Source organism: Erwinia papayae (assembly GCF_058241465.1).
Genome location: NZ_JBZCHT010000002.1, coordinates 465,623 through 482,755, shown reverse-complemented (window position 1 = coordinate 482,755; position 17,133 = coordinate 465,623). Strand labels below are relative to the sequence as shown.

Sequence of the window (17,133 nt, the reverse complement as noted above, 5' to 3'; positions counted from 1 at the left end):
GGGTTTTTTATTGCCCGGAGAAATGCATGTCAGCAGGCACACTCGCAGTAACTAATAATTCAGCAGCGGTTAACGGAACCGGAACAGCGTTTACCACTGATCTGAAAACCGGTGATTTCATCGGCGTTATCATCGGTGGCGCTCCTTATACTCTGGTGGTTTCCGCAATCGCGTCAGATACATCTCTCACCATTGGCACGGCGTACACCGGCCCGGATGCCAGCGGCGTAGCCTGGTACGCTGTTCCCGCTACGCTTCAGGTTGCCATCACTCAAAAAGTGCTGGATGACGTTGCCCGGATGACGCGGGGAATGATTCTGGATAAGGCCAACTGGCAGCAGTTCTACACTGCATCAGGCAACATAACCGTTAATTTGCCGGATAACACGAATGTGACCGGCCCCAGCTGGCCTGCAATGCAGCAAACAATCAACAATGGCATCAACGGCAAAGCGGCCAGCGGCGCTAACAGCGACATCACATCTCTATCCGGTCTGACTACAGCGTTGTCTGTAGCGCAGGGCGGCACGGGACAAAAAAGCGCCCAGGCATTTCTGACTAACGCCGGAATGATCAGTACCTACAACAGTTTCACACTGCCTTTTACCGACAGGAACATGCGTGTGGTCGTTGATTCTGTTGTTACCACAACAAATGCGTCAGGTGAAGGTACTGTCAATTACCCGAACACATTCGCAAACGTCTGCATTGCCTGTATTCCCGTTATAGCCTATCAATCAGGCATCAGCATTATGGTAATCAACTATAACAGCAACCGAATAACGGGATTTGATTATGCCGTTTTTAACGGGACTAACAGGCAGACAAACAGCACAGTGCGCATCAACTACATCGCAATAGGATTCTGACATGTCGAAAAATATGTACAGCTTAAAAACTCTGGGATTTTATCCGGCAGATGAGGAAGGGCAGAAGCCATACGTTGAAGCGGGATCGCTGCCTGACGACCTAAAACCCATCAGCGATGAAGATTACACAGCCTTCTTCAATCCCCCTGATGGCTACTATGGCTTGTTTGATGAGACAGGCCCGCACCTTGAGAAAAACCCAGAGCCTGATCCCGCGATTGAAAATTTACAGAAGGCTCAGACAGAGTACGATTCCGCGTCTGAGCACATCACAGCACTGCAACAACGCATTGATGATGACGATTACAACGACACGAACACTGAAGAATATGTGAAAGCCGAAAAAGCAACCTGGACGACTTACCGCAAAGCGCTACGTGCTTACATTGCTGCGGGGGATGGAACGAAGGAATTACCAACAGCGCCGATTGAGGAAGGATCATAAACGACTTCAAGTCTGTTTAATTCCATTTGTGCTCAGGATGTTGAATTTTTCATGAAGTGACTTCGGATACAGCTCTGTGTAAACCTGCCACAGTACGTTAAGCGATCTATGACCGGTTACCTGGGCCACTTCTTCTATGCTGAACCCTGCTTCGAAAAGTCGGCTGGCTCCTTCGCGGCGCAGGTCATGATATCGCAAGTCTTCTATACCCAGCGCTTTTCTGACGCGCTGAAAACCAGCGGTGACAGAGCGGGAATTATAGGGAAAAATCAATTCGCTGTTTCTGGGTTGTCGCTGCACGATATTCCAGGCTTCTCCGAGCAGCGGAACCAGCATATGGTTGCCAGACTTTTTGCGTGGATCTTTTCTGTCTCTGACCAGCACCGCCTTTTGTTTTTCTTCCACATCATCCCAGCGAATTTTGCATACTTCGCCTACCCTCATACAGCTCAGGATTGAAAAGTTAAGAATATCAACGAAGGGTATTTTTGCCGCGACGTGATCGCTTCTGGCCTCCAGCCCTGCAAGCAATCTGTCTAATTCGTTGCTAACCGGGCGGCGGCTGCGGCGTCTGGATTTGCCGATCAGCCCCATCTGGAGCAGTAGCGGTCTTGCATCGGTTGCAGGATTAGTTGTGTATTCGATACCCCAGACAGGTTTAGCGGACGCAAGAACGGAAGACAGATAACTCACATCGTGGTTTATGGTGGAAGGGCCGGCACCAGCACCGTTACGCTGGCGACAGTGCTCAATAACGTGGCTTGTTGACAGGTCTGCAAGGGGCATTTCGGATATGTCACAGTCCAGCAACATATCCAGTACATAGCGTTTTGTGCGTCCGGCTTTGCCACCCAGATTGGGATCATTGATGTAGCGTTTTAACAGGTCACCAACAGTCATTTTATTTATGTCATTGGCAGTCGGCACCCCATTTGTTTCCAGTTCAGCAACCCTGCCAGCACCCCACGTTTTTGCATGTGCCTGTTTACTGAATGTCCGGTTTTCCCTCCAGATGTATTTCCCACCTTCTTTAACTCCCACCGTACAGCGGTAGCGTAAAGTACCATCGGCGCGTTGCCGTTTTTCTATGCTATAGTAGGCCATGATTTTCCTTTACCTTCATTCAGCACCCCATAAATAAGGGGTGCTGCTGGGGGTGCTGATAAAGAAAAAATACGACATAAAGATAAAAAATGCACGAAAATAAAGAGTATCGTAATCCCCACCAATCCAGTGTAAATAGCGGCTTAGCGCCAAAATACGGCCCTCACCGCTTCAGCGTCGCCCCGATGCTCGACTGGACCGATCGCCACTGCCGCTATTTCCATCGTCAACTGACGCGCCAGACGCTGCTGTATACCGAGATGGTCACCACCGGCGCAATTATTCATGGCAAAGGGGATTATCTGGCCTGGAATCCGGAGGAACAGCCTGTTGCCCTGCAACTGGGCGGATTTGATCCTGCCGCGCTGGCGCAGTGTGCCGTGCAGGCAGAGGCGCGTGGTTACAACGAAATTAATCTCAACGTTGGATGCCCGTCCGATCGTGTGCAGAACGGACGCTTTGGTGCCTGTCTGATGGGCGAAGCGGCGCTGGTCGCTGACGGGATTAAAGCAATGCGCGATAAGGTCGCTATTCCGGTAACGGTTAAAACCCGCATCGGCATCGACGAGCAGGACAGCTATGAGTTCCTGTGTGATTTTATCCGTCAGGTTTCCGAAAAAGGCGGCTGTGAGATGTTTATTATTCACGCGCGTAAAGCCTGGCTGTCCGGACTCAGCCCGAAAGAAAACCGGGAAATCCCGCCGCTGGATTATCAGCGTGTCTACCAGCTTAAGCGGGATTTTCCCCACCTGACAATTTCAATCAATGGCGGTGTGAAGTCGCTGGCAGAGGCAAAAGTGCATCTGCAACATGTTGATGGCGTGATGATGGGGCGCGAGGCTTATCAGAATCCCGGCCTGCTGGCGAGGGTGGATGCTGAGCTGTTTGGCTGCGATCGACCGGCGGTTGATCCGGTGGCGGTGGTTCGTTCAATGTATCCGTACATTGAACAAGAACTGGCGCAGGGAACTTATCTGGGTCACATCACTCGCCATATGCTGGGTTTATTTCAGGGGATCCCCGGCGCACGGCAGTGGCGACGCCATCTGAGCGAAAATGCCCACAAACCTGGCGCGGGCATCACAACGCTGGAACAGGCGCTGGCCCTGGTGGCAGATAAGATGCCAACAACGGTCTGACCGCGGCCCGGGGAACAGAATGCGTGTTAAACCCTCACCATATAGTGGTGAATTTCACCACTATCATCTTCAGCGCGTAATTAATATCAATTAAAATCAGCACGTTATTCCTGACACGAAGCTGGCACGTATCTTGTAACAGAGGTGTTGTACCTTATTGCGGAGCGTCCAGATGGAAATCTTATTTGTGGTTGGTTTTTTTGTGATGTTGCTGGTGATTGGCATTACGGTGCCTGCCATTATTGCCGCGCTGATTGTCGCCACCATTTTAATGGTTGTCGGCGGTATGCTTACATTTGTTATCAAAATGCTACCGTGGTTGCTGCTGGCGGTGATAGCGGTGTGGATTTATCGTGCTTTTCAGAAACCTCAGTCGAAATCCCGGGACAGATTAATCCGGTGATTTCAATCTGTTGGCGATATTATTAACGCCGCGGGTGCGGTCTGGATCACAACCTGAGATATTGTTCAGTGATTTTTCCAGTTAAACATATTTTTTACTTATGAATTCTGTCAGGATAATTCCCGCTGAATTTAAATGAATTCATTGCCGCTGACCCTACAAACAGCGCGAACTAAAAAAAGAAAAAAGGGCTTCCTGTGGGAAGCCCTGTTCGTTTCTGGCGTCAGGGAATAAGCAGGCAGGAGCCCTGAGTGGCACGGCTTTCCAGCATTTTATGCGCCTGCTGTGCGTCACTCAGTGCAAACATCTGATGTTCGGGGACATCCACCTGGATCGCGCCGCTGGCAATCAGTGAAAACAGCTCGTTGCTGGCCGTATGCAGTGCTTCCCGCGTGGTGATGTAACCGTTAAGTGACGGGCGGGTGACATACAGCGAGCCTTTCTGATTCAGAATGCCCAGATTCACGCCGGTGACCGGCCCGGAAGCGTTACCAAAGCTGACCATCAGCCCGCGACGTTGCAGGGAATCCAGTGAGGCCTCCCAGGTCTCTTTGCCCACCGAATCATACACCACCCGCACCTTTTTTCCCTGGGTCAGTTCGCTGACGCGCTGCGCGACATTTTCTTCCCGATAGTTAATGATCGCCCACGCCCCGGCTTGCATTGCCCTCGCGGCTTTTTCCGCTGAGCCAACCGTTCCGATCAGATGGGCACCCAGCGCTTTCGCCCACTGACAGGCAATCAGCCCCACGCCGCCTGCCGCTGCCTGAAACAGGAAAATTTCCTCCGGCTGGACGACATACGTCTGGCGCAGCAGGTAATGCACCGTCAGCCCTTTCAGAAACGATGCGGCCGCCTGTTGATAAGAGATGGCATCAGGCAACAGCGCCAGCTTGTCGCTGTGTACCGCATGATATTCGCTGTAGGCACCCAAGGCTGATTGTGCATAGACGACGCGGTCGCCCTCTTTAAATGTAGTGACGCCTGCGCCAACGCTTATCACCACGCCTGCCGCTTCGGTGCCTAATCCGGCAGGTAGGGGTGTCGGATATAATCCGCTACGTATATAGGTATCGATGTAATTGATGCCAATCGCCTTATTCTCCACGATCACTTCACCCGCTGCCGGCTCGGGGATCGCCACATCAATCATCTGCATGACTTCCGGGCCGCCATGCTGGCTGATTTGTATACGTTTTGCCATGATCACTCCTGTTGATTGTGCATCATTGAGAGAGGACGAAAGGGGGGCGAACGGGTATACTTGCGCACTTCTCCCCCTCAGATTTTTGGTATCTCATCACTATGGCAGGAAATAAACCCTCCAACAAATCCGCTGAAAACCGTGAGCCGCGTGACCGGCAAATGGAAGGGCTGAAATTGCCGCCCCATTCTCTGGAAGCGGAGCAATCCGTGTTGGGCGGGTTGATGCTGGACAATGAACGTTGGGATAACGTCTCCGAACGGGTGGTGGCACAGGACTTTTTCAGTCGGCCACACCGGATGATTTTCAGTGAAATGCAGCGCCTGCTGGAGCAGGGTAAGCCCATCGATCTGATCACCCTTTCGGAATCAATGGAAACCAAAGGTGAGCTGAGCATGGTGGGTGGCTTCGCCTATCTGGCGGAGTTAGCTAAAAATACGCCAAGTGCGGCGAATATCGGCGCTTATGCGGACATTGTGCGTGAACGTGCGGTGGTGCGTGAGATGATCGCCGTTGCCAATGAGATCGCCGATGCGGGATATGATCCACAGGGGCGTACCAGCGAAGATCTGCTCGATCTCGCCGAATCCCGTGTTTTTCAGATCGCGGAAAACCGGGCGAATAAAGATGAGGGGCCAAAGAGTGTTGATCAGATCCTTGAGGCGACCATTTCCAGGATCGAATCGCTTTACCAGACGCCGCACGACGGTGTGACGGGCGTGGATACCGGCTATCAGGATCTGAATAAAAAAACGGCGGGTCTGCAACGCTCCGATCTGATCATCGTCGCCGCGCGTCCATCGATGGGTAAAACCACCTTTGCGATGAATCTCTGCGAAAATGCGGCGATGTTGCAGGACAAGCCGGTGTTGATCTTCAGTCTCGAAATGCCCGGCGAGCAGATTATGATGCGTATGCTGGCCTCGTTGTCGCGGGTGGATCAAACCCGTATTCGTACCGGTCAGTTAGATGATGAAGACTGGGCGCGCATCTCCAGCACCATGGGTATTCTGCTGGAGAAAAAGAACATGTTTATTGATGACTCCTCCGGCCTGACGCCGACAGAAGTTCGTTCGCGAGCACGGCGTATCTTTCGTGAACATGGTGGCCTGAGCCTGATTATGATCGACTACCTGCAACTGATGCGGGTGCCGTCGTTGTCAGATAACCGTACGCTGGAAATTGCCGAAATCTCCCGTTCCCTGAAGGCGCTGGCGAAAGAGTTACAGGTGCCGGTAGTGGCGCTGTCGCAGCTAAACCGTTCGCTTGAGCAGCGTGCCGATAAACGCCCGGTCAACTCCGACCTGCGTGAATCCGGCTCCATTGAGCAGGATGCTGACCTGATCATGTTTATCTATCGTGATGAGGTTTATCACGAAAACAGCGATTTGAAAGGCATTGCGGAAATCATTCTGGGTAAACAGCGTAACGGCCCGATCGGCACCGTAAGGCTGACCTTTAATGGTCAGTGGTCCCGTTTTGATAATTATGCCGGACCGCAGTACGACGAAGAGTAAGTCGTCTGCGCCGCAGGCGTTTCCCGTCTGATGGCTCTGAGCATCGATTCTCAGAGCCTTTTCTCACTTAATTAAGCGTAATGTTTATTATCTCTCTCCTGCCAGACCACCAGGGATGATTTCGCTTATCATTTATGTTTTCTCCTCCGGCAGTTTGCGTCGATAATCCTGTATAAGAAATTTTATTATTAACCTCTCATCACCGCGCCCTGAAGATTATTTTTTACATCAAATCATGTTCCGAAAATTACCTTTTTAAACCGGGCGATAATAAAATCCTGCTTTTTTTGATTTTCACCTGGCGTTTTTAATTATTTTTCATTAGCCAGACGATCTCTTTTTGGTAAAGCTTTGCGGGTTGCTGAACAACATTCTTTTTTGCACTGAACCGTGCGGTAAATTCCGCCATATGCAAAAAACATTTTCCAACTACCGAAAAGGTCTTCGTGTGAGTATGAAAAAGAATAGCCAGTCATTAATATCGTCCGGGGTGCGGACGGCCACTATCGCGCTGGAAGTAGCCGGAGGAAGCCGTGTGGCCTTAAGTGCCGTACAGCCACATTCTGATGCGGAAAGAGCCTCGCTGAATTACCACTGGCAGGCGGACGCTAAGGCTGTTGTCACCTCTGCCAATAGCGTTGATACCGAAATCCTGATGCCGGAAGTGGCAACCACCACCAGAGTGAATATTACGCTGATGGTAACCAATCGTGTTGGCGCTGTGGCACAGCGCAGCTGGCCGGTGCTGGTCATGCCATCAGAAGGCGGAGCGGACAGCGACAGTGACGACAGTACCCCACAATATCCACTGTGGAATCCCACCTCTATTTATCAGGGGCAAAGTCGTGTAAGTCATAAAGGGGCTAATTATCAGGCGAAATGGTGGATAGCCGCAGGAGTTGAACCTGGATTGCCCACTACCACGGGGCCGGCATCCGGTAATTCTCTGCCGTGGATGCAAATCTGATTATTTTATATTTATCGCTACAGGAATATTAAAAAATATTTTCTATCAAAAATGCACGCTATACCCGGCGCAGAAATTAATTATTTTCACTTCGGATAAAAATCAAGTGTTTATTCTCTTTGCCGGACTTATTGCTGAAGAAGCAAAAATAATATTTATCTCAAGGTGACTGTAATGAAAGAGTTTCTTGAAGTTTACCGCAGCCTGAAATTTGATGGTTGTATTTATGCCCGGCTCCATTCTGAACTGCCGGTCAGTTGCATTACCCTGTCGCTTTATTGCAATCAGGTGTTGGTCGCGCAACAAAGTAGCCAGAGTGCGGGTATCACCGTTAAATTCAGCGGACAGACCGCAGGTGAATTTGAATTAAGAGCTGATATTCTGGATGGTGACAATCAACCGCGCGTTCTGAGCCGTAAGCTGCACATCCATGCTCAACCACGACTGCTAAAAAGTATTCAGACGCTGGCCGAAACCAGCACGATTAAAGATGCTTCCCGGAGCTGTGACAACATCAGTCACTATTTTCTGGAGATTCAGTTTTTCCCGGGCGGCGTTGAACATTTTTATAACCAGGACGATGCCGCCACGCCACTGTTTGCGGCATTCAAAAAACAACATCTGGCCGATGTTGCCAGAACTAACCGCCATGCGATTGCTGCTGTATTTCCTGGCGATGATAATCCGCACCTTGCCGATTTGTACCAGGTGGTGGCCAGCGGCGATTTTGGCGAGTTAAAACTGATAGCCAGTGAGCTGGAAACGCTGGCGTATATTGACGTCTGCTCACTCAATCCGGATACCACAGATCTGCTGCCTCCAAAATTGCTGGAAGAAACCTCCGCGCCGCGTCTGGCAGAGGGCACGGCAACGACGCTGGGGCGAAGCAGCGTCGGCACCCCTGATTTCTCTCATCTCCAGACCTATCTGAACAGTGGCCGTAGTCTCAATGTTCGGGCGGCGTGGCAGGCAGGTGAAACCGGGCGCTTTGCCACCATCCATTTTCTGGATTTCGGTGTATACCGTAATCATGAAGACCTGCAGGGTAGTATCAATGTGATAAACAGCCGCGCCGAAACGCAGGATTGTAATCATGGTACGGCGGCAACGGGTTGTATTGCGGCGACAGACAACGCCTTTGGGGTCACCGGCATTGCGCATGGTAGCCAGTTTAACTTTTATGATACCGGCGATCTTAACCTCATCGTTCAGAACGCGCAGCCCGGCGATATTGTAGGGCTGAATATCCAGCTGGTGGTTAATGGACGCTATCTGCCGTGGATACATTCGAGAAGCATCTGGGACAGGCTGAACCAGCTGTCCCGGCGTGGGGTAGTGGTGGTACTGGCTGCCGGTAATGGGGGCACCGATCTTAGCCCGCAGGCAGGCTTTTTAACCGATTATGGCGACAGCGGTATTTTCCTCGCAGGCGCTGTTGCCAGCAACACGGGGCGTCGTCTGGCCTTTTCCAATTATAACAATGTCAGTTCGCTAATTTGCTCCTGGGGGCATCAGGTGACCACCACCGGTTACAGTGGCTTACAGACGTTGCCCGGCAACAACCATAACTACACCGCAGGCTTTAATGGCACATCCAGTGCCACACCGCTGGTGACTGGGGCGCTGGCTTTGATTCAGTCTTACGCTAAACGCAAATTTGGTGTTTATCTCGACGGCCTGGAAATGCGTGATCTGATAGCTAAAACCGGCAGTAACGCTGGCGTCAGCGATGGCGTGGGCTATCAGCCTGATGTAACGAAAGCGCTGGCGTGGCTGGACGCTAATCTGGATGATGCCAGCGATGACCAAAGTGATGATGATACGCAGGATAAAGATGATCACGGCATCGAAGTCGCACCGATTGCGCAGATGCGCATTAAGGCTGTTGCCGGAAGTGAACTGGCTTTTTCAGTTCTGATGCCGTCAGGTGTGGATACAGAAAACGTCAATTTTCACTGGCTGACGACGGCAAGAGAAACCCTGTCAACGCCCCGGCAGCAGCGTACCCTGGTGCGATTCCCCGAGGTGGCTCAGGAGACGCTCAGCCAGATTTCGGTCAGCCTGACTGGCGCTTATCAGGTAAGCGATGCGGTTGGCCTGATGATTGTACCCGCCTCAGAAGACGGAACTGATAGCGATCAGGGTAGTGATGAGGCGGACACTACGCCGCTCTATCCACAGTGGGTGGCGAACAGAAGCTACTCCGGGGGCGAGCGGGTCAGCCATAAAGGCGGCAATTATCTGGCCAAATGGTGGATTTCTGCCGGCGTCGAGCCTGGGCTGGAAAGCACCACCGGCGCGGCCAGTGGCGATGCCAAACCCTGGACCCGCATCTGATGTTATGAACTGAACACTTACCCGGCATGGGCTGTCCCTGCCGGTTTTTTGCATTTACCGCGCAGCGCGTTAGCGTGCTGCTGGCCTTTCCCTTGTCATCCCGCCTGCCGACAGTCGGGAAAATAGTGTTGGACAACAGGGCAAAATTTGCGGTTATCTGTCCGGCCTGAGAATCTGATTAGCTGACGGATGGATAATGACCCAGATCGATGAGTATGACCTTAAGATGCTGACGCTGCTGGAGAGCAATGGTCGTCTGACCAATCAGGAACTGAGCGACCTGGTGGGGCTTTCCGCTTCGCAATGTTCACGACGCCGTATCGGTCTTGAACAGGCGGGCCTGATCCTCGGTTATCATGCCCGGTTATCGCCTGATGCACTGGGGCTGAGTATGATTGGCCTGATTGAAGTGCGCCTGATTAATCACACCGCCGACTATGTTGACAGCTTTCACCGCATGGTGGCAGAGCAGCCTGCTATCGTGGATGCGTGGAAGACTACCGGCGATGCTGATTACCTGCTGAAGGTGGCGGTGGCCGATCTGGCCGGGCTCAGTGCGTTAATCAGCCAGTTAGTCGCCGGTCATCAAAGCGTTTCACATGTGAAAACGTCGGTGGTGCTCACTCGCCTGAAAGAAAACGGCATGATGATCCCGACTCAGCCTGCCTGACGTGCACCAGTTTAGTGCGTCATGCAATGAATCAGTGCGTTTCACGGCTGTGATATGCGGATTTTGTGCGTGTTTATGGTCTTATATGCGTTATTTAGTTGTTTTTTGCATCTTTATTGCACGAAAATTAAAAATAAAGATTTTTGCATTCAGTATCTTAGGCTGGAGGCCGTTGAGGTCGCAATTTTTCCTGCCAGCCTGGTGTGAATTTTGCTGATTCTGTGATTATTTCTCTGAGAATCAGCACCATGGATAATGCCATCCCCGTTAAAATTCCCCATTCCCTGCTTGAAGATGCGCTGGCGATCCTTTTCGGCACGCTGCTGGTGTCCTTTGGCGTCACGCTGTTAAAAAGCGCAGGCGGATTAACCGGCAGCACGGCGGGCATTGCCTTCCTGCTGAGTTATCTGACCCATGCTTCCTTTGGTGTGGTGTTTTTTGCGATCAACTTACCCTTTTACTGGCTGGCGGTGCGCAGAATGGGCTGGGCTTTCACGCTGAAAACCTTCTGCGCGGTGGGGCTGGTTTCCCTGTTTACCCATCTGCATCCGCTTTTTATTCATTTCTCTGCGCTGAATCCGTTTTACGCCACGCTGTTTGGTAACGTTGTCATGGGGGTTGGGTTTATCGTGTTGTTCCGGCACAAGGCCAGCCTGGGCGGCATGAATATTCTGGCGTTGTGGCTCCAGGACAGGTACGGTATCCGCGCGGGTAAATTGCAAATGGCTCTCGACAGCGGCGTGGTGCTGGCTTCGTTGTTTGTGGTGTCATTGCCAATGCTGGCAGCGTCCGTTGCCGGTGCGGTGGTCCTGAACCTGATTATCGCCATGAATCACCGTCCGGGCCGCTATTTCGTCTGAGGCGCTCAGCTAACCAGAGTACAGCGTTGCAGCAGGCTGCGCCCGCCTCACCTAATCAATTATGGAGATATGTACCGTGTTTCAAAACGTTGATGCCTACGCCGGCGATCCTATTCTCTCGCTGATGGAAACCTTTAAGCAGGATACGCGACCGCACAAGGTGAATCTGAGCATCGGATTGTATTACGACGAACAGGGGCAAATCCCACAGCTGAACGCGGTAGCCAGCGCGGAAGCCCGCCTGAATGCGCAGGCGCACAATGCGTCGCTGTATCTGCCAATGGACGGCTTGCCGCCTTATCGCAGTGCCGTTGCACCGCTGCTGTTTGGCGAGCAACACCCCGCGCTTCACGCAGGACGCATTGCCACCATCCAGACGGTGGGCGGCTCCGGGGCACTGAAAATTGGCGCAGACTTTCTCAAAGCGTATTTTCCCGATTCTCAGGTCTGGGTCAGCGATCCGACCTGGGAAAACCATGTAGCTATCTTTTCTGGCGCGGGTTTCCAGGTAAATACCTATCCGTGGTATGACGAAGAGAGTAACGGGGTTCGGTTTGAGCAGTTGCTGGCGAAGCTGGAGACGCTGCCTGCACGGAGCATTGTGCTGCTGCATCCGTGCTGTCACAACCCGACCGGGGCGGACCTGACCAATGCGCAGTGGGACATCGTCACCGGGGTGCTGAAACAGCGTGAACTGATCCCGTTTCTTGATATTGCCTATCAGGGATTTGGTGCAGGCATGGACGAAGATGCTTATGCCATTCGAGCGGTAGCTTCAGCTGGCCTGCCTGCATTAGTCAGCAACTCCTTCTCCAAAATTTTTTCGCTGTATGGTGAGCGTGTGGGCGGCCTGTCGGTGGTGTGTGACAGCGCTGAAGAAGCCTCACGCGTGCTGGGGCAACTGAAGGCGACCGTACGTCGTAACTACTCAAGCCCGCCTAATTTTGGTGCTCAGGTGGTCTCCTGTGTGCTGAACGATCCGGCACTGAAAGCCAGCTGGCTGGCGGAAGTGGAAGCGATGCGTCTGCGTATTCTGGCGATGCGCCAGCAGCTGGTGGATGTACTGCGCACCGCGATGCCGGACAGAAATTTCGATTATCTGCTTCGGCAGCGCGGTATGTTCAGCTATACCGGGTTGAGCGCGTCACAGGTGGATCGCCTGCGTGATGAATTCGGCGTTTACCTGATAGCCAGCGGCCGGATGTGTGTCGCCGGGCTGAACAGCAAAAATGTTCATCAGGTGGCGGAAGCCTTTGCGGCGGTTATGTAGCCGACCGGCGGCTCCTGCGGAAGTAGTGCCGATCGGCTAAGGTGCGGGTGACCGATCTTTCGGCTGTGTCAGCATCCGGAAACGCTCACCCGTTTTCGGATTTTTTATGCACACTGGCGTGGCTACCGAACTTGTTTCACGTTAAGGCACGCAATATAACCCTCTGACTTCCTTCGATGATTTCTTTGATCCTGCGCTCATCTCTCATTGCCTTACTAAATCCGCTACGGTCACTCCGCGAAAGCATTGACTGCCTTTGGAGATCCCGGTTCGGCGCATTTCCTCTGTTTCAGGTATGGTCCTGGAAAGACGATCCTGCTCAAGCTCAACGCCTGTTACTTTCCCTGCGTTTTAAGAAAATTTATAAGTTTTTGGCTTAAATGATTTGATGTAAAGTAAGGCTAATGAATTAGGCGATTATTGGTAAGAAAAATGAACAACATACATTACGAAGAGAAACTGGCTGAGAACGGCTTCAATACCAAAGAAATTTCAGCTATGCGGAAGACGTATGAAATTGACGGGCACCCCTACGAATGGATGCTAATCCAGTTAAAGAGGCGTTTTATTGGTTCTTGCGGACTGTTAACTATGTTTGCTGCGATATGGCTATACACAGCAATCACAGGTAATCGGGATGAGGTGATCGCCTACACGATCACACTGGCTATTATTTCGGGTATAATTTATGTCTTCACACCAATGAAAACCGCATATAAAGCATTTAGGTTTCTGCGCAGAAATCATTTCTGATTTGAGTCATATATGGATTTTATTGACATGGTATCGTTATAAACTTCAATAAACAGCTCTTTCCTGCTCATTTCATGAAAACCTCTGATAAAATCGCTGTTGAGATAATAAAACAGTCTCCACGCCTGGGGTTTTCTCACCAGTCTGACTATGCCATAAAGTGACAGCGCTAAATCCATCGAACTGTAAGCAATCTCACCAACATTCTGGTCGAATCCCATAAACTCAGCCGCCTGAATATATTTCTTTTTCAGGAAACCTTCATTATCGTCTCTACCGTTTACGAGGTTAAGAACTGATTCTTCAATGCCATTGGCTCCATGTAACATCAGCAGCGCTCCAAATCCTGCGCCGACAACAGCCCCTGTTCCCACAGATGCAGTGAAGACACCCAATCCGGCCAGCACCTGAAGGGAACTTAATACTATCCCCACGCCATTCATTACATATCCCCATACCTTACCATTGTTCACCAGTTGAACCGATGCATGAAGCACGGCTTCACCGGTAGCTAACATTCTGTCCTGTAAGCTGAGACTCTCATGCTCTTTTTTAAGGTTTTGAATACATTGCTGGCACTCATCATCTGAGCTGGATTTTTGGATGGTGCTTATCTGTGCATTAATAAAACCGGTTATTTCATCCTGAAAATTCATCCTGACCAGACCATCTTTGAGATGAATATTAGAAACATAATTCGCAGTGGAGGCCAGCGCTGCTGCCTCAAGATTTGCCATCGTGAGAAAGTAATTGCGGTCTTTGTTGCGGTCGAGATAGTTGTCCATTTGCGTCCCTTCGTGAGAACATAATAATCATTAGGGAATTTAATCAAACTATGAGCGTACTGAAAAGGAGAAACATCCCCTATGTCCACTGATTTATTCCTTAAAATTGAAGGGATCACGGGTGAATCGCAGGATGCGAATCACAAGGGCTGGATCGGCGTTGATTCATTCACATGGGGCGCGACACAGCCCGGCAATATGGCTACAGGCGGTGGTGGTGGCGCGGGTAAAGTGCAGTATCGGGACCTTAACGTTCAGGCGAAAATTGACAAAGCCACGCCCGGAGTGATGCGTTATATCTCCAACGGCAAGCACATCAGCAAGGTAGAAATATCAGTCTGTAAGGCAGGAGGAAGCCAGATTGAATATTGCCGCATAACACTTGAGGAAGTACTTATCACTAACGTCCTGTTCAACGGAGCAACCCAACGTGACCTGATCGGCATAACGTACCAGTTCCAGGCCGCAAAGGTAAAAATACAGTATTGGGAACAGTCAGCCGCCGGAAGCAGAGGCGCGGAAACGCAGTCAGCATGGAATATCAAAGAAAACAGGGAAGGTTGATATTTGAACAGTCTACTGGCTTGTCAGCACAGTAGCAGTCATACATCCGTGGGCGTGTCACAGATTCTGTGTCATTCCCACGACGAGCATCAGTGTCGTTACGGATAACCTTATTCCCTAATTAAAACCGTAGCGGTAGCGCCCGATGGAAAAGGTTTATCCCTTCGTCTGGCTGTCCGTGTTAAGCGACCTGCAAATGGCGGTGTGGAAGATGGCATTACATCGAAGTGAGCCGTTTATGTCATCAGTTCAGGGTTTACCTTTTCGTCTTTTGCTCCACACTTAACAGGAAGCTTTCGCTTAAGGAGCATAAACATGTGGTATCAGCAAACGCTGACTTTAGCCCCCAAATCCCGTGGATTTCATCTGGTGACCGATGAAATCACCGACGCACTGCGTCGCCTCAGTGATGTGCAGGTGGGGCTGCTGCACTTACTGCTACAACACACCTCTGCCTCCTTAACACTGAATGAAAATTGTGACCCCAGTGTGCGCCGCGATATGGAGCAACACTTTTTACGGCAGGTGCCGGAAAGCGCTCTCTGGGAACATGATTACGAAGGTGCCGATGATATGCCTGCCCATGTTAAATCCTCGTCGATTGGCGTTTCCCTGACGTTGCCGGTCAATCGTGGTCGTCTGGTGCTGGGAACATGGCAGGGCATCTGGCTGGGTGAACACCGTCGGCACGCTGGCGCAAGGCGCATTGTCGCCACACTGCAAGGGGAATAAACAGGATGAACGTATCGGATCTTCTCTCTTATTGCATGGATAAACCGGGGGCGGAGCAAAGCGTGCACAGCGACTGGAAAGCCACGCAAATCAAAGTCAATGACGTGCTGTTTGCGCAGGTGTATGAGATTGACGGGCGTCCAGCGGTGGCGCTGAAAACCACGCCCGCGCTGGCGGATTTACTGCGTGAAGAACATGACGATGTGCAGCCGAGTGAACATCTGAACAAGTCGCACTGGAGCACCGTCTGGCTTGATGGCTCGCTGAAGGATTCGCAAATCTACTATCTGGTGGATGCCTCCTGGCAGCAGGCGACAAAAAACGCCCATTAAACCCAGCCAGATGGCAGGCGCTGACCTGAATACCGGTGCTTATCCTGCCTGCCAGTCGCAAATCAGCACGCCATACAGCGTTTCCGCTTCTGACAGGCGTTCAAGCAGGCAGTATTCGTCGGTCTGATGCGCCATCGTGGGCTCCCCCGGTCCCAGAATAATACAGGGGGGATGGTTCAGCGCCGGAAGCAGCAGTGAAGCATCGGTAAAGTAAGGCACAATCTTTGCCGTCAGCGGCGTCGGATGCAGCGGCTGGCAGCGCTGAAATACGTGGTTAATCCAGTCGTTATCTTCTGCGCTCAGCACCGCAGGCAGATCCACCAGGGTCGTTATGGTGACCGTGGTGCCCAGTGTGGTGGTCAGATTCTGTTGGATAGTGGCGTGTTGCAGATTCGGGGCGGTACGGATATCCACATCAAACTGCGCGTGGTCGGGGACAGAATTGATGTTTAACCCGCCCCGGATGCGACCAACATTCAGCGTCGGCTGTTTCATCAGCGGGTGGGCTGCGCCGGGAACGAAATGCTGGATTTTGCCCAGTGCCTCCGCCGCCAGATAGATGGCGTTGATCCCCAGTTCCGGCATCGCCCCGTGAGCGGTTTTCCCGCGCGTTTCGCAGCGCAACCACAGCGCCCCTTTATGACCAATTACCGGGTAATTTGCCGTGGGCTCACCGACGATCAACGCGCCCACATCCGGTAATTTCCCGGCATCAATCAGGGCTTTCGCGCCATCACAGCCGGTTTCTTCGCCGCCGGTAATCAGCAGCACCACGCCTCTCCCGGTGCGGATCGCCGCCTGGTGAGTAACACAGGCGACGGCAAACGCGGCGATGGCAGCTTTCATATCACTGCTGCCGCGACCGTACAGGCGTCCATCAGTACAGTCACTGCCAAAGGGATCGTACTGCCAGCGCTGATTGCCCAGCGGCACCGTATCCAGATGACCGGTAAAGGCCAGCGGGCTGCCCGGTTGTGAACCGGGCAGGGTGGCGATGAGATTGCTGCGGCCTTCGCCAAAGGCGCTGAGCGTGACCTCAAAACCCCGTTCCCTCAGCCATCCGGCAAAAAACGCCATGCAGTCGGACTCGAAGCCAGGCGGGTTAACGGTGTTAAAACCCAGCAGATGCCGGGCCAGTTGCAGGGTGTCCTGAGTCATGTCGGCTTCTCCTGAATGGCTGAG

At 51.9% G+C, this 17,133-nt stretch carries 16 protein-coding genes and 1 pseudogene; 13 read left to right on the top strand and 4 right to left on the bottom strand.

The annotated features are described in order from the left end of the window. Both AC3RPL_RS02180 and AC3RPL_RS02175 read left to right on the top strand, forming a co-directional pair. Nucleotides 1-869: pseudogene (locus tag AC3RPL_RS02180) on the top strand (hypothetical protein); the annotation flags it as partial. A 1-nt stretch (nucleotide 870) separates the two neighbouring features. After that, the gene (locus tag AC3RPL_RS02175) at nucleotides 871-1,314 is read left to right on the top strand and encodes a tail fiber assembly protein (protein ID WP_490738815.1); all 444 of its coding nucleotides are present in this window, start codon (nucleotides 871-873) and stop codon (nucleotides 1,312-1,314) included. A gap of 6 nt (nucleotides 1,315-1,320) precedes the next feature. On the opposite strand, the gene AC3RPL_RS02170 is transcribed toward AC3RPL_RS02175, so the two are convergent. Further along, a complete protein-coding gene (locus AC3RPL_RS02170) occupies nucleotides 1,321-2,418 on the bottom strand; it encodes a tyrosine-type recombinase/integrase (RefSeq protein WP_490738814.1) in 1,098 nt (365 codons plus the stop codon). Between the two features lie 89 nt (nucleotides 2,419-2,507). Between AC3RPL_RS02170 and dusA the strand changes: the two genes are divergently transcribed. Together dusA and pspG are read left to right on the top strand one after the other, a co-directional pair. Continuing rightward, entirely contained in the window at nucleotides 2,508-3,557 is a 1,050-nt protein-coding gene (gene dusA, locus AC3RPL_RS02165) for a tRNA dihydrouridine(20/20a) synthase DusA (protein WP_490738813.1), read from the top strand. 172 nt (nucleotides 3,558-3,729) lie between these two features. Further along, on the top strand, nucleotides 3,730-3,960 hold the full coding sequence (gene pspG / locus AC3RPL_RS02160) for an envelope stress response protein PspG (RefSeq protein WP_490738812.1): 231 nt from the start codon (nucleotides 3,730-3,732) through the stop codon (nucleotides 3,958-3,960). Nucleotides 3,961-4,183: 223 nt separating this feature from the next. On the opposite strand, the gene AC3RPL_RS02155 is transcribed toward pspG, so the two are convergent. Then, nucleotides 4,184-5,164 (bottom strand): quinone oxidoreductase, encoded by a 981-nt coding sequence (locus AC3RPL_RS02155; protein ID WP_490738811.1) that lies wholly within the window; start codon nucleotides 5,162-5,164, stop codon nucleotides 4,184-4,186. A gap of 101 nt (nucleotides 5,165-5,265) precedes the next feature. Here AC3RPL_RS02155 and dnaB point away from each other — a divergent pair, with 101 nt between their 5' ends. The 6 genes from dnaB to AC3RPL_RS02125 all read left to right on the top strand — a co-directional run bounded on the left by dnaB (nucleotide 5,266) and on the right by AC3RPL_RS02125 (nucleotide 12,785). Beyond that, nucleotides 5,266-6,681 carry a replicative DNA helicase gene (dnaB, locus tag AC3RPL_RS02150; protein WP_034935001.1) on the top strand — a complete coding sequence of 472 codons (1,416 nt, stop codon included), beginning with the start codon at nucleotides 5,266-5,268 and terminating at the stop codon, nucleotides 6,679-6,681. 454 nt (nucleotides 6,682-7,135) lie between these two features. Next, nucleotides 7,136-7,648, top strand: a complete 513-nt coding sequence (locus tag AC3RPL_RS02145) for a hypothetical protein (protein WP_490738810.1) — start codon at nucleotides 7,136-7,138, stop codon at nucleotides 7,646-7,648. A 174-nt stretch (nucleotides 7,649-7,822) separates the two neighbouring features. Beyond that, nucleotides 7,823-9,985 carry a S8 family peptidase gene (locus AC3RPL_RS02140; RefSeq protein WP_490738809.1) on the top strand — a complete coding sequence of 721 codons (2,163 nt, stop codon included), beginning with the start codon at nucleotides 7,823-7,825 and terminating at the stop codon, nucleotides 9,983-9,985. A gap of 196 nt (nucleotides 9,986-10,181) precedes the next feature. Then, nucleotides 10,182-10,655, top strand: a complete 474-nt coding sequence (locus tag AC3RPL_RS02135) for an Lrp/AsnC family transcriptional regulator (protein ID WP_034934998.1) — start codon at nucleotides 10,182-10,184, stop codon at nucleotides 10,653-10,655. 248 nt (nucleotides 10,656-10,903) lie between these two features. Continuing rightward, on the top strand, nucleotides 10,904-11,515 hold the full coding sequence (locus AC3RPL_RS02130) for a YitT family protein (RefSeq protein WP_034934996.1): 612 nt from the start codon (nucleotides 10,904-10,906) through the stop codon (nucleotides 11,513-11,515). Nucleotides 11,516-11,591: 76 nt separating this feature from the next. Then, nucleotides 11,592-12,785: an amino acid aminotransferase gene (locus tag AC3RPL_RS02125; protein WP_490738808.1), complete on the top strand. Its 1,194-nt coding sequence runs from the start codon at nucleotides 11,592-11,594 to the stop codon at nucleotides 12,783-12,785. 743 nt (nucleotides 12,786-13,528) lie between these two features. On the opposite strand, the gene AC3RPL_RS02120 is transcribed toward AC3RPL_RS02125, so the two are convergent. Then, the gene (locus tag AC3RPL_RS02120; RefSeq protein WP_490738807.1) at nucleotides 13,529-14,323 is read right to left on the bottom strand and encodes a DUF4225 domain-containing protein; all 795 of its coding nucleotides are present in this window, start codon (nucleotides 14,321-14,323) and stop codon (nucleotides 13,529-13,531) included. 81 nt (nucleotides 14,324-14,404) lie between these two features. On the opposite strand from AC3RPL_RS02120, the gene AC3RPL_RS02115 reads away from it, so the two are divergent. The 3 genes from AC3RPL_RS02115 (at nucleotide 14,405) to AC3RPL_RS02105 (ending at nucleotide 15,951) form a co-directional block, all read left to right on the top strand. Further along, entirely contained in the window at nucleotides 14,405-14,887 is a 483-nt protein-coding gene (locus AC3RPL_RS02115; RefSeq protein WP_490738806.1) for an Hcp family type VI secretion system effector, read from the top strand. A gap of 315 nt (nucleotides 14,888-15,202) precedes the next feature. Continuing rightward, on the top strand, nucleotides 15,203-15,619 hold the full coding sequence (locus AC3RPL_RS02110; RefSeq protein WP_490738805.1) for a secondary thiamine-phosphate synthase enzyme YjbQ: 417 nt from the start codon (nucleotides 15,203-15,205) through the stop codon (nucleotides 15,617-15,619). Between the two features lie 5 nt (nucleotides 15,620-15,624). Continuing rightward, a complete protein-coding gene (locus tag AC3RPL_RS02105) occupies nucleotides 15,625-15,951 on the top strand; it encodes an MmcQ/YjbR family DNA-binding protein (RefSeq protein WP_490738804.1) in 327 nt (108 codons plus the stop codon). 39 nt (nucleotides 15,952-15,990) lie between these two features. On the opposite strand, the gene AC3RPL_RS02100 is transcribed toward AC3RPL_RS02105, so the two are convergent. Continuing rightward, the gene (locus tag AC3RPL_RS02100; protein WP_490738803.1) at nucleotides 15,991-17,109 is read right to left on the bottom strand and encodes a M20 family metallopeptidase; all 1,119 of its coding nucleotides are present in this window, start codon (nucleotides 17,107-17,109) and stop codon (nucleotides 15,991-15,993) included. Nucleotides 17,110-17,133: the final 24 nt, after the last annotated feature.

Excerpts from the sequence above, each read along its gene's own strand:
- AC3RPL_RS02175 (WP_490738815.1), top strand. The coding sequence starts at position 871 with ATGTCGAAAAATATGTACAGCTTAAAAACTCTGGGATTTTATCCGGCA.
- AC3RPL_RS02170 (WP_490738814.1), bottom strand. The coding sequence starts at position 2,418 with ATGGCCTACTATAGCATAGAAAAACGGCAACGCGCCGATGGTACTTTA.
- dusA (WP_490738813.1), top strand. The coding sequence starts at position 2,508 with ATGCACGAAAATAAAGAGTATCGTAATCCCCACCAATCCAGTGTAAAT.
- pspG (WP_490738812.1), top strand. The coding sequence starts at position 3,730 with ATGGAAATCTTATTTGTGGTTGGTTTTTTTGTGATGTTGCTGGTGATT.
- AC3RPL_RS02155 (WP_490738811.1), bottom strand. The coding sequence starts at position 5,164 with ATGGCAAAACGTATACAAATCAGCCAGCATGGCGGCCCGGAAGTCATG.
- dnaB (WP_034935001.1), top strand. The coding sequence starts at position 5,266 with ATGGCAGGAAATAAACCCTCCAACAAATCCGCTGAAAACCGTGAGCCG.
- AC3RPL_RS02145 (WP_490738810.1), top strand. The coding sequence starts at position 7,136 with ATGAAAAAGAATAGCCAGTCATTAATATCGTCCGGGGTGCGGACGGCC.
- AC3RPL_RS02140 (WP_490738809.1), top strand. The coding sequence starts at position 7,823 with ATGAAAGAGTTTCTTGAAGTTTACCGCAGCCTGAAATTTGATGGTTGT.
- AC3RPL_RS02135 (WP_034934998.1), top strand. The coding sequence starts at position 10,182 with ATGACCCAGATCGATGAGTATGACCTTAAGATGCTGACGCTGCTGGAG.
- AC3RPL_RS02130 (WP_034934996.1), top strand. The coding sequence starts at position 10,904 with ATGGATAATGCCATCCCCGTTAAAATTCCCCATTCCCTGCTTGAAGAT.
- AC3RPL_RS02120 (WP_490738807.1), bottom strand. The coding sequence starts at position 14,323 with ATGGACAACTATCTCGACCGCAACAAAGACCGCAATTACTTTCTCACG.
- AC3RPL_RS02115 (WP_490738806.1), top strand. The coding sequence starts at position 14,405 with ATGTCCACTGATTTATTCCTTAAAATTGAAGGGATCACGGGTGAATCG.
- AC3RPL_RS02110 (WP_490738805.1), top strand. The coding sequence starts at position 15,203 with ATGTGGTATCAGCAAACGCTGACTTTAGCCCCCAAATCCCGTGGATTT.
- AC3RPL_RS02105 (WP_490738804.1), top strand. The coding sequence starts at position 15,625 with ATGAACGTATCGGATCTTCTCTCTTATTGCATGGATAAACCGGGGGCG.
- AC3RPL_RS02100 (WP_490738803.1), bottom strand. The coding sequence starts at position 17,109 with ATGACTCAGGACACCCTGCAACTGGCCCGGCATCTGCTGGGTTTTAAC.